Source organism: Streptomyces sp. NPDC050549, from assembly GCF_040655035.1.
In the GTDB taxonomy this organism is placed as follows: Bacteria; Actinomycetota; Actinomycetes; order Streptomycetales; family Streptomycetaceae; genus Streptomyces.
The window spans coordinates 39,008-50,152 of the sequence record NZ_JBFAJD010000053.1 but is presented as its reverse complement, the minus strand read 5'-3'; the positions used below and the strand labels follow the sequence as shown (position 1 = coordinate 50,152).

Genomic DNA, 11,145 nt, shown 5'->3' with positions numbered 1-11,145 from the left:
AGGATGTCTTGGAGGACAGACCTCTTCTACAGCAGCTCCGCTGCCTCGTTCACCAGCATTGACGAACAACATCCACGCCTAACTGAACGGCGTTGGCTCTAGGGGCTCTAGGGAGTCCTTGGGGAGAAGTGATGCGGATGATTTCCTCGCGCTGCCTCCGACGAGTCACCGACCAGGTGTCCAGGACGGGGACCGGGACCGGGCCGGGAGGCTGCCGGGTCGTCGTCGGCCGCCGAATCGCGCCCCTGCCATCCCTCACGGCTCCAACCACAGACCCCCCGAAGCCGTCACACCCCCACCCTGAGTCACACGGAACGCCCACCCCTCCCCCATGGGCTCGCACGCGACGTACGCGGGCGGGTCCCAGTCCGTGAACCGGGAGGCCGTCATACGGCAGCCGGTCAGTCGGCCGGAGGTGTCGCCGCTCGTGAGGCAGGCCGCCTGGCGGGCGGCTTCCAGGAGGACCATGCCGGGGATGTGGTCGCTGGGGTGGTCGAAGAACAACGGATGGCGAAGGTCGGCCGGTGCCACCCGCAGGGAACCGGTCCCGTCCCTGGCGACCATCACACCGCCGGGGGCGGCGGCCGAGACGTCGGTGGGCGGGAGTCGCCGGATGTCCTCGCCCGGTGCCGGAAGCACACCGGACCGGGCGCCTCGCAGCCCCCTGTACTCGTCCTCGGCGAGAATGCGGGCCCGGCCCTCGGCGCTGCCGAACTCGGCGTCGCCCGCGGCCAGTTCGAGCCGGAGGCTGAGCGCGACGGGATGGGGGAGACCCTCGACGCGACGGACGTCGTACACCCTGGCGCGACAGGTCACGTCGGTCGCGCCGTAGCCGACCACGGGTTCCGTGGCGGGGTCGAGGCGGAAGCCGATGGTCTTGATGACGGACCTGCTCGTCCCGGGGACTTCCAGGAAGCGCTGGCAGAGGTACAGACAGCCCTGCCGGAGGGTTTCTGCGATCAGGAGCGGGTCGTGCCGGTCGCCGGATCCGGGCCGGAACGTGGTGTGGGAGCGTGACCACTGCGCGGCGAGCAGATACCGTCCATCGCCCAGCGCGTGTCCGTCGGTGAGGAGGACCTCCGCGATCGACTTCCGGTGGACGAGATTGCGCGGTACGGAGCGGTCCCAGCTCAGTGTCGGTACCGCCGTATCGGAAGGGGGAGACCCGGTGGATTCCTTCATAAAATAATAGGATGCGTGATCCTTGCGGGTGCGGATAAGAAATGCCGCGCTGTCCGATAGATTCGCCTGAAAAGACGATTCGGCGTGAAGGGCAAGGGTCGTTGAGGGCGATGCAAGAACGCGCGGAAGCCACCCGGCAGGCCGTCCTGGCGGCGGCGGCAGTGCTGTTCGAACAGCATGGATACGTCGGGACGAGCATCAGCGACGTGGCGCGGCGGAGCGGTTACACCAGCGGCGCCATCTACTTCCACTTCGGCAGCAAGGAGGGTCTGGCCGCTTCCGTCTTCGAGGCCCACTTCGGTGAATGGCCGAGGCTGGTGGAGACCTGGACCTCGCTCGACGGCCCCGTCCTGGACCGGCTGGTGGGGCTCAGTCTCGCGGTGGCGCGCGAGTTCCGCGACAACGTGATCGTGCGGGCGGGCAACAGGCTCTCGAACGAGAGCAAATCCATTCCCGCCGCATTGCCGCAGCCGTTCGTGGGCTGGATCGAAACCGTCGTCCAACTCCTGGACTCCGCACGGGAGAACGGCGAACTCGCGCCGGATACCGATATCGAGCGGGCCGCACGGGTAATCGTCGCCGGTTTCTTCGGCACCCACACCGTGTCCGACGCCCTGGACGACCGCAGACACGTCGAGCAGGCGGTGACGGACCTCTGGCTCTTTCTGCTCCCCGCCCTCCAGGCGGCCCCCGATCCGCACGGCTGCCTGGACCGGGCCCGCACTCTGCTCGGTCAGTCCCTGTAGTCCGGGGCGATGCGCTCCACCAGGCGGAGCAGCGCCGACCAGGCGAGGTCGTAGGCCTTGTCGTCCTGGAGGTCCGACTTCTCGTCCTCGCCGGTGAGTTGGCGGGCGGTGAGTTCGCAGATGTCGGGGGCGGGGGTGAGCAGCGGGGCGCTCGCGGTGGTCTGGGTCTCGCAGGCCCTGTCGAGGTGGTACATGCGCAGGAAGGCCTGCGCGGGGGTCTCCCCCACGGTGAGCAGGCCGTGGTTGCGCAGGATCATCGCGGGGTGGCCGCCGCCCAAGTCGGCGACCAGGCGCCGCTGTTCGGCGAGGTTGAGGGCGACGCCCTCGTAGTCGTGGTGGCCGAGCCTGCCGTAGAACTCCATGGAGATCTGGTTGAGCGGGAGCAGGCCGCTTTCCTGGGCGGCTACGGCGCAGCCGGACCTCGTGCGGGTGTGCAGGACGCAGTGGGCGTCGGGGCGGGCGGCGTGGATGACGCTGTGGATGACGAAGCCGGTCGGGTTGACCGGGTGGTGGGACTCCTCGACGGGGTGGCCGGACAGGTCGATCTTGACCAGGTCGGACGCGGTGATCTCCTCGAAGAGGAGGCCGTAGGGGTTGATCAGGAAGTGGTGGTCCGGGCCGGGGAGCCGGGCGGAGATATGGGTGAAGATCAGGTCGGTCATCCTGAAGTGCGTCACGAGCCTTTAGACGGCGGCGAGTTCGCGGCGCAGCCGGAGTTCTTCCGAGGACATGGGGACCTTCCGACGGGATACGGCACGTGCGGGTGCGGGTGGGGGGGGCCGGTACGGCGGTTCAGGCCACGCTCAACTCCGTCGCGGTGGGCGCCTGTTCGCCCGCGAGGCGGCGGTGCCAGGCCTGGCCGACGGACTCTTCGGTCGGCTTGGTGAGGAGGCCGACGGCCACGTAGGCGACGAGGGGCGCGGCCCCGGCCGACGTGGCGCCCGCGCTCGCGCCCGCCGGGCACTGGGTCGTGGTCCACGGCCGCTACACACCGGCTCCGCCACCAGGAGACGATCCGGCTCAACTCGCCACGCTGGGAACCGCGTTGCGCACCGCGTATCTGCACGTCGACGGCTCCGCGCTGAAGGCGCTGGTGCCCGGTGCGCCCGACGTAGTGACCGAAGTGCCCGCGCAGGCAGCGGACTTGGGCTGGGTTCTCGGGTTCAGTACGCCGGTGCCGGCCTCGGAGCTGGCGCACGCAGATGTCCAGGCCGGACGCGCCCTGAAGCGCGCGCTCGCCGCACAGGTGCCGGCCGTGGTCCACAGCAGGGATCCGCTCACCGTCCACGGGCTCGTTCCGGCCACCGACGCCCGGGAGTTGGCCCGCAACCGGTTCGCCCCGCTGGACGAGGCCGGTTCGCCGGGGGCGCCGGTCCTGGTCGAGACCCTGCGGACCTGGCTGACACTGCACGGCAGTTGGGACCGTACGGCTGCGGCCCTGCAGGTCCACCGGAACACCGTGCGGCACCGTCTGGCACGGGTGGCCGAACTGCTCGATGTGGACCTGCAGGACCCCGGCGTGCGGATGGAACTCTGGTTCGCCCTGCACTGGTTGCCGGACGAGAACCAGGACCGCTCCGGCTAGGGCTCAGCGGTAGCCGTCCGAGCGCTTGCGGTGCAGGGTGAAGTTCTCGAACACCGACAGGTCGCCGTTGGGCTTGTTCACGTTGTAGTAGGTCACGTGCATACGGGTGGTGTCGCCGGGGTGCGCGCCGGGGTCGACGGTGAACGCGGCGAAGCCGTAGGGGTGTTCGGTGTCCCGGACGCCGATCCAGACCGCCTCCTCCTTGGTGTAGGTGGAGGTGCGCTTGCCGTTGGAGCCGGGGGTCGCCGACACGGACGTGATCACCTTGCCGGTGCCGTCCTTGAAGAAGCTCTGGTTCGTGGTGCCCGAGACGCCACCGCCGCCGAGGATCATGTGGACGGTGCCGAGGCCGGTGTCGATGTTGTCGGTGGCCGCGGAGACCGGGTTGGGGGTCAGGGTCTCGGTGCCGCTGACGACTCCGCGAACGGCGAGCGAGCGCTCGTAGTTGTGCTCGTGGCCGCAGAGCACCAGGTCCACGCCGTAGCGGTCGAAGAGGGGGCCGTACTTCTGGCGCAGACCCAGGTCGGCGCCGTTGGCGTCGGTGGAGCTGACCATGACCTGGTGCATGGCGACGACGATCCAGTCGGTGTCGCGCGAGGCCCGGGCCGCCTTCAACTCCTTCTCCAGGAAAGCGAGTTGACGACCGCCGGAGTAGCCGCTGATGTAGACGTCGCCGCCGTCCTGGAGGCAGTTGTCGTCGTTCTGCAGCACGATCACCCGGACCGAGCCGGCCGTGAACGCGTAGTAGAGGCCCGCGAGTTCGGCGTCGGTCTCGGTGGACGGGAGGGAGAAGTAGGTCTGGTAGGCGCCGAGTCCGATCGGGCCGTTGGCCTTCTCGATCTCGTGGTTGCCGGCCGCCGGCATCCAGGGGCGGAAGCGGGCCGAACGGGTGTTGTTGGTGAAGAAGTTGTTCCAGGTGCGCACCCGGTCGACGTCCAGGTTGGCATAGCAGAGGTCGCCGTTGAGGAGGTGGAAGAGCGGGGCGACCTGCTCGATGCCGGTGACGATGTCCTTCGTCGCGGGCGTGGAGTTCGCGTCGAGGCCGACCGTGCCGTTGGCCGCCCAGGTCACCTGGGGGGCGGACTGGTCGCCGAAGCTGGTGAAGGTGAGCGGCTTCCGGCCGCGCGGGGCGGTGCGGAACGTGCCGCTGTCGGGGGTCGCGCCCTCGTGGGTGGCGAGGTAGAGGTAGTCGGTGTCCGGGGTGAGCTTGTTCAGCGCGGCGTGGTGGACGTGGACGGTGCGGCTGGAGGTGCCGTCGACGTAGGTGACGGTGCGGGCCTTGGCGCTGGAGCCGAAACCGTGCTCCAGGGTGCCGTAGCGCACGACGGGTCTGGTCACCGGTTTGTCGGTGATCCACGAGACCGTCATCTGGGTGCGCGGGTCCGCCCCGAAGGTGAGGTGCAGACCCTGGACCGGCACCGCGCCGGAGGAGTCGGCGGTGAGGTGGAGTGCCGGGGCGTCCAACGGGGCGGCCTGTGCCGTGCCTGCTCCCAGCAAGGGGGTGACGGCGGCGCCCGCGCCGGCCGTACCGAGGAGCCCCAGCGCGTGCCGTCGGCTGACCCCCTCGGACGACTGCGGCGAACCGTCCGGTGTCTCTGTCTGTGCGGTCATGATGCCCTCCCTGGCAAGCAGTTGAGCTGACAACGACCGCACCCTGGCGCTTCCCGGCGGCTCCTGAGTGAACAGTGAGTTGCCAGACGGCCATCGCGAAGCACGGGGCGCGCCGGGGCGGCGATTCTTGCCCCGCGCTTTGCCGGGGACCGCCACTTCGTTGACACGGGCGGGTCACGGAAGGCGAGTTGAGGGATCAATTCCGGCCACCGCCGCCACGGCGTGGAGAACCGGCACTTCGCCGGGCCGCGGAAGTCTGTCGTACGGCGAGGAGTGGGCGACGAGGAACAGTGCCGGGCGGCAGCGCGCCACGTCCGGTCACGGTCGCGGGCCGGCACTGCGAGGCGGCGACGTCCTCGCGGACGAGGTGGCGCTGCCCGGCGACGTAGGCCCCGGCGACCCCTTCGCCGGACCGCCGGTCGTCGCGGTGACCGAGGGCAGCGCCCGTGTCCTGGTCCGTCGCGAGTCACTGGAGGACCTGAGCCGACGGGACGTCGGACTGGAGGGACAGGAGCCGCAGCCGGGCCCGAAGTGGTCTAGACCGCCAGGCGAGGCAAAGGTCACAGCCGCGTCCTCTGCTGCTCACCTGCACGTTTGCCCTAGCATCCGAGCATGACGGTCCTGCCTGACGACGGGCTCTCGCTGGCCGCCGAGTTCCCTGACGCGACCCATGAGCAGTGGCAACGCCTGGTGGAAGGCGTACTGCGCAAGTCGGGCAAGGAAGCCTCGGGTACGGCAGCGGAAGACGCCCTGTCCACCCCCCTGGAGGACGGGCTGCGCGCCCGCCCCCTGTACACCGCGGACGACTCCGCGCCCGAGACCGGCCTTCCCGGTTTCGCCCCCTACGTCCGGGGCGGCCGGGCCGAGGGCAACACCCTCGGCGGCTGGGACGTGCGGCAGCGGCACACGACGGCCGACAACTCCGCGGTCCTCGGCGACCTGGAGAACGGCGTCACCTCGCTGTGGCTGACCGTGGGCGAGCAGGGCATCCCGGTCGCCTCGCTCGGCAAGGTCCTCGACGGTGTCTATCTCGACCTGGCACCCGTCGTCCTCGACCCGGGGCCCGAAGTCGCTTCCGCCGCGGCCGAGTTGCTACGGCTGTACGAGGAGCGGGGCATCGCGCGCGAGGCCGCCCGGGGCAACCTGGGCGCCGACCCACTGGGCTTCGCGGCCCGCACCGGGGCCGAGGCCTTCGACTTCGCGCCCGTCGCCGCACTCGCCCGGCGCTGCGCCGAGGAGTACCCGGGGCTGCGCGCGCTGACCGTCGACGCGTTGCCCTACAACGAGGCCGGCGGTTCGGCGGCGCAGGAGCTGGGCGCCTCCCTGGCGACCGGTGTGGCCTATCTGCGGGAGCTGACCGGGACCGGGCTGAGCGTCGAACAGGCCGTCGCCCAGCTGGAGTTCAGGTACGCGGCCACCGCCGACCAGTTCCTCACCATCGCCAAGCTGCGCGCGGCGCGCAGGCTCTGGGCGCGGGTCGCCGAGGTGTGCGGGGCGCCCGGCGGGCAGGTGCAGCACGCGGTGACCTCGCCGGTGATGATGTCCCGCCGTGACCCGTGGGTGAACATGCTGCGGACGACGGTCGCAACGCTGGCCGCCGGGGTGGGCGGCGCCGAGTCCGTGACCGTGCTGCCCTTCGACCACGCACTGGGCCTGCCGGACGCGTTCGCGCGCCGGATCGCCCGCAACACCTCGACGATCCTGGTCGAGGAGTCGCATCTGTCCCGGGTGATCGACCCGGCGGGCGGCTCCTGGTACGTGGAGCGACTCACGGACGAACTCGCCCACGCGGGCTGGGAGTTCTTCCAGCACATCGAGCAACAGGGCGGCCAGGCAGCCGCGTTGGCCTCCGACAGCCTCCGCGAGGACCTCGCCACCACCTGGGCGGCGCGCAGCGCGAAGCTGGCCAGGCGCCGCGAACCCATCACCGGCGTCAGCGAGTTCCCGAACCTCGCCGAGCGCCTCCCGGAGCGCGCACCCGCTCCCGAAGTCCCCTCCGGCGGGCTGCCGCGCGTGCGCCGCGACGAGGCCTACGAGGCACTGCGCGCCCGCTCCGACGCCCATCTCGCCGCGACCGGCTCCCGGCCGCGCGTCTTCCTGGCCGCGCTCGGCCCGGCCGCCGCGCACACGGCCCGCCTCGCCTTCGCCTCGAACCTGTTCCAGGCGGGCGGCATCGAGACCGTCACGGAGGGCACGTTCGAGGACAGCGGGGCCGCCGAGGCCTGTCTGTGCTCCAGCGACGCACTGTACGAGGAGCAAGCGGCCTCGGTCGCCGGGGAGTTGAGGTCGGCCGGTGCCGGGCACGTGTTCCTCGCGGGCCGTCCCGGCGAGTACCCCGGCGTCGACGCCTATGTCTTCGCGGGTTGTGACGCCGTGGCCGTCCTGTCCGCCACCCTCGACCGCATGGGAGTGTCCTGATGGCAGCGATGGGGCGCATCCCCGACTTCTCCGGGATCGAGCTGGGAACCCCGGCCACCGAAGCCGGTGCCGACGAGTGGCGTGACGCCGTCAAGAAGGCGGCGGGTGGCGACGATCTCCTCTGGGAGACCCCGGAGGGCATCGCGGTCAAGCCGCTGTACACCGGGCAGGACCTGGAGGGCCTGGACTTCCTGGGCACCTACCCGGGCATCGCCCCGTATCTGCGCGGCCCGTACCCGACGATGTACGTCAACCAGCCCTGGACGATCCGCCAGTACGCGGGCTTCTCCACGGCCGAGGAGTCCAACGCCTTCTACCGCCGCAACCTCGCGGCCGGTCAGAAGGGCCTGTCGGTCGCCTTCGACCTGCCCACGCACCGGGGTTACGACAGTGATCATCCGCGCGTGACCGGTGACGTCGGCATGGCGGGCGTGGCGATCGACTCGATCTACGACATGAGGCAGCTCTTCGACGGCATCCCGCTGGACAGGATGACCGTGTCGATGACGATGAACGGCGCCGTGCTGCCGGTACTGGCGCTCTACATCGTCGCCGCCGAGGAACAGGGCGTACCGCCCGAGAAGTTGGCCGGGACCATCCAGAACGACATCCTCAAGGAGTTCATGGTCCGCAACACCTACATCTATCCGCCGAAGCCGTCGATGCGGATCATCTCCGACATCTTCGCCTTCACCTCGCAGCGGATGCCCCGCTACAACTCGATCTCCATCTCCGGCTACCACATCCAAGAGGCGGGCGCGACGGCCGACCTGGAGCTGGCGTACACCCTCGCCGACGGGGTCGAGTACATCCGGGCGGGCCGGGAGGCGGGGATGGACGTGGACTCGTTCGCGCCCCGGCTGTCGTTCTTCTGGGCGATCGGCATGAACTTCTTCATGGAGATCGCGAAACTGCGGGCGGCCCGCCTGCTGTGGGCCAAGCTGGTCAGGCAGTTCGACCCGCAGAACGCCAAGTCCCTCTCCCTGCGCACCCATTCGCAGACCTCGGGCTGGTCGCTGACCGCGCAGGACGTGTTCAACAACGTGACGCGCACGGCGGTGGAGGCGATGGCGGCCACTCAGGGCCACACGCAGTCGCTGCACACCAACGCCCTCGACGAGGCCCTCGCGCTGCCCACCGACTTCTCGGCCCGCATCGCCCGCAACACCCAGCTCCTCATCCAGCAGGAGTCCGGCACCACCCGGGTCATCGACCCCTGGGGCGGCAGCGCCTACGTCGAGAAGCTCACCTACGACCTCGCGCGCCGGGCCTGGCAGCACATCGAGGAGGTCGAGGCGGCGGGCGGTATGGCCAAGGCGATCGACGCGGGCATCCCCAAGCTGCGCATCGAGGAGGCCGCGGCCCGCACCCAGGCCCGCATCGACTCCGGTCGCCAGCCGGTCATCGGCGTCAACAAATACCGGGTGGAGACCGACGAGCAGATCGACGTCCTCAAGGTCGACAACTCCTCCGTCCGCACCCAACAGATCGAGAAACTACGGCGGTTGCGCGCCGAACGCGACGAACAGGCCACCCAGGACGCGCTGCACGCCCTGACCCGGGCCGCCGAGGGCTCCGGCAACCTCCTGGAGCTGGCGGTGAACGCGGCCCGTGCGAAGGCCACGGTCGGCGAGATCTCCGACGCGCTGGAGAAGGTGTACGGGCGGCACGCGAGCCAGATCCGTACGATCGCCGGTGTGTACCGCACCGAAGCCGGCGATTCCCCGTCCGTCGAGCGCACCCGTGCCCTCGTGGCCGAGTTCGAGGAGGCCGAGGGCCGCCGCCCGCGCATCCTGGTCGCCAAGATGGGCCAGGACGGCCACGACCGCGGCCAGAAGGTGATCGCCACCGCCTTCGCCGACCTCGGCTTCGACGTCGACGTCGGCCCCCTCTTCCAGACCCCCGGCGAGGTGGCCCGCCAGGCCGTCGAGGCGGACGTGCACGTCGTCGGGGTGTCCTCACTGGCCGCAGGACACCTCACCCTCGTACCGGCGCTGAAGGAATCCCTCGCCGAGGAGGGCCGCGAGGACATCATGATCGTGGTCGGCGGAGTGATCCCTCCGCAGGACGTCCCCACGCTCCTGGAGATGGGCGCGGCGGCCGTGTTCCCGCCCGGGACGGTGATCCCGGACGCGGCCTACGACCTGGTCGAGCGGCTGGCCACCGACCTCGGGCACACCCCGTGATCGATGTCGACACCTATGTGAAGGGGGTGCTCGACGGCAAGCGGGCCCTGGTGGCCCGCGCCATCACGCTCGTCGAGTCGACCAGGCCCCAACACCGGTCCATGGCACAGGAGTTGCTGACCGAGCTGCTGCCGCACAGTGGAAAGGCGCGGCGGATCGGCGTCAGTGGTGTTCCGGGTGTGGGCAAGTCGACGTTCATCGACGCGTTCGGCACGCTGCTCACCTCGCTCGGCTTCCGTGTCGCGGTGCTGGCCGTCGACCCGTCCTCCACCCGGACGGGCGGGTCGATCCTCGGCGACAAGACCCGCATGGAACGCCTGGCCGTGGACCCGGCGGCCTTCGTCCGCCCCTCCCCCACCGCCGGCACGCTCGGCGGTGTCGCGAAGGCGACCCGGGAGTCGATCGTGGTCATGGAGGCGGCGGGCTACGACGTCGTCCTCGTCGAGACGGTAGGCGTCGGCCAGTCGGAGACGGCGGTCGCCAACATGGTCGACTCCTTCCTCCTGTTGACCCTGGCCCGCACCGGCGACCAGTTGCAGGGCATCAAGAAGGGTGTCCTGGAGCTGGCGGACGTCATCGCCGTCAACAAGGCGGACGGCCCGCACGAACGCGACGCGAAGAGCGCGGCACGTGAACTGGCAGGCGCCCTGCGCCTGATGCATCCGGCCGACGCCGCGTGGACCCCGCCGGTACTGAGTTGCAGCGCACGAGAGGGCACGGGCCTGGACACGGTCTGGGAGCGCCTGGAACAACACCGGTCCCTGCTGGACTCCACAGGTCGTCTGGCCGCCAAGCGCCGCGAGCAGCAGGTGGATTGGACGTGGACGATGGTCCGCGAGGAGCTTCTGGGCAGGCTGCACGCGGATCCGACGGTGCGTGCGCTTGGGCCTGTGCTCGAACAGCGGGTCAGAGACGGCGAGTTGACGGCAACTCTGGCGGCCGAGGAAATCCTGCGAGCTTTTGGACTCCCGCCCAGCTGACTCACCTGAGGGGCGCGGGGAACTGCGCGCCCGGCCCCCACCGGCGGAAAGCCGAAACTCAACCCACCCGCTAGGCTGACCCACGCAGCTGGTTCGCCCCGTCAGCCGGACGGGCGCGTCGCAAGAGGGAACCCGGTGAGACTCCGGGACTGCCCCGCAGCGGTGAGCAGGAACGACCGCCGTCATACGCACTGGGTCCGCGACAGGATCTGGGAAGCGACGGCCAGTAGGTGTCCTCCGGTTCGACGGAGGGCGTGCCCGCGAGTCCGAAGACCTGCCAACTGCCCGCGCGCGAACGGGTTTTGCGCGCGGAATCCCGGTGACCTCGTGGGCGGGTCGGCGTACATACCGACGGGCTCAACAGCCGTCCGGTCTGGCGTTCCTTCGCGCTCGCGTCCCGTCCCCGGGATCTCAGGGAGACAGCTCGCGAAGGAGAG

General features: G+C 70.2%; 8 protein-coding genes, 1 pseudogene and 1 riboswitch. Of the genes and pseudogenes, 6 read left to right on the top strand and 3 right to left on the bottom strand.

The features are described 5' to 3' along the window. Positions 1-255: 255 nt before the first annotated feature. A complete protein-coding gene (locus AB0I51_RS43315; RefSeq protein WP_362984172.1) occupies positions 256-1,182 on the bottom strand; it encodes a ScbA/BarX family gamma-butyrolactone biosynthesis protein in 927 nt (308 codons plus the stop codon). Positions 1,183-1,292: 110 nt separating this feature from the next. Between AB0I51_RS43315 and AB0I51_RS43310 the strand changes: the two genes are divergently transcribed. Next, positions 1,293-1,928: a ScbR family autoregulator-binding transcription factor gene (locus AB0I51_RS43310; protein WP_362984170.1), complete on the top strand. Its 636-nt coding sequence runs from the start codon at positions 1,293-1,295 to the stop codon at positions 1,926-1,928. Here AB0I51_RS43310 and AB0I51_RS43305 read toward each other — a convergent pair. After that, complete coding sequence (locus AB0I51_RS43305; RefSeq protein ID WP_362984168.1) at positions 1,916-2,605, bottom strand: class II aldolase/adducin family protein; 690 nt, start codon at positions 2,603-2,605, stop codon at positions 1,916-1,918. The two genes, AB0I51_RS43310 and AB0I51_RS43305, sit on opposite strands and share 13 nt — an antisense overlap. 257 nt (positions 2,606-2,862) lie before the next feature. Between AB0I51_RS43305 and AB0I51_RS43300 the strand changes: the two genes are divergently transcribed. Then, positions 2,863-3,513, top strand: coding sequence for a helix-turn-helix domain-containing protein (locus AB0I51_RS43300; protein ID WP_362984166.1), 651 nt, complete (start codon positions 2,863-2,865; stop codon positions 3,511-3,513). 3 nt (positions 3,514-3,516) lie between these two features. Here the strand turns inward: AB0I51_RS43300 and AB0I51_RS43295 are convergent, their stop codons facing one another. Then, entirely contained in the window at positions 3,517-5,124 is a 1,608-nt protein-coding gene (locus AB0I51_RS43295; protein ID WP_362984164.1) for a metallophosphoesterase family protein, read from the bottom strand. A 311-nt stretch (positions 5,125-5,435) separates the two neighbouring features. Here AB0I51_RS43295 and AB0I51_RS43290 point away from each other — a divergent pair. The 4 genes and pseudogenes from AB0I51_RS43290 to meaB all read left to right on the top strand — a co-directional run. Further along, a pseudogene (locus AB0I51_RS43290) lies at positions 5,436-5,626 on the top strand (diaminopimelate decarboxylase); the annotation flags it as partial. Positions 5,627-5,736: 110 nt separating this feature from the next. Continuing rightward, positions 5,737-7,542, top strand: a complete 1,806-nt coding sequence (locus AB0I51_RS43285) for a methylmalonyl-CoA mutase subunit beta (protein WP_362984162.1) — start codon at positions 5,737-5,739, stop codon at positions 7,540-7,542. Positions 7,543-7,550: 8 nt separating this feature from the next. Beyond that, positions 7,551-9,728 carry a methylmalonyl-CoA mutase gene (scpA, locus tag AB0I51_RS43280; protein WP_362984184.1) on the top strand — a complete coding sequence of 726 codons (2,178 nt, stop codon included), beginning with the start codon at positions 7,551-7,553 and terminating at the stop codon, positions 9,726-9,728. Further along, positions 9,725-10,708: a methylmalonyl Co-A mutase-associated GTPase MeaB gene (meaB, locus tag AB0I51_RS43275; protein WP_362984160.1), complete on the top strand. Its 984-nt coding sequence runs from the start codon at positions 9,725-9,727 to the stop codon at positions 10,706-10,708. Before scpA ends, meaB begins: the two co-directional genes overlap by 4 nt. 72 nt (positions 10,709-10,780) lie before the next feature. Beyond that, a riboswitch (cobalamin riboswitch) is annotated at positions 10,781-11,005 on the top strand. Positions 11,006-11,145 lie beyond the last annotated feature (140 nt).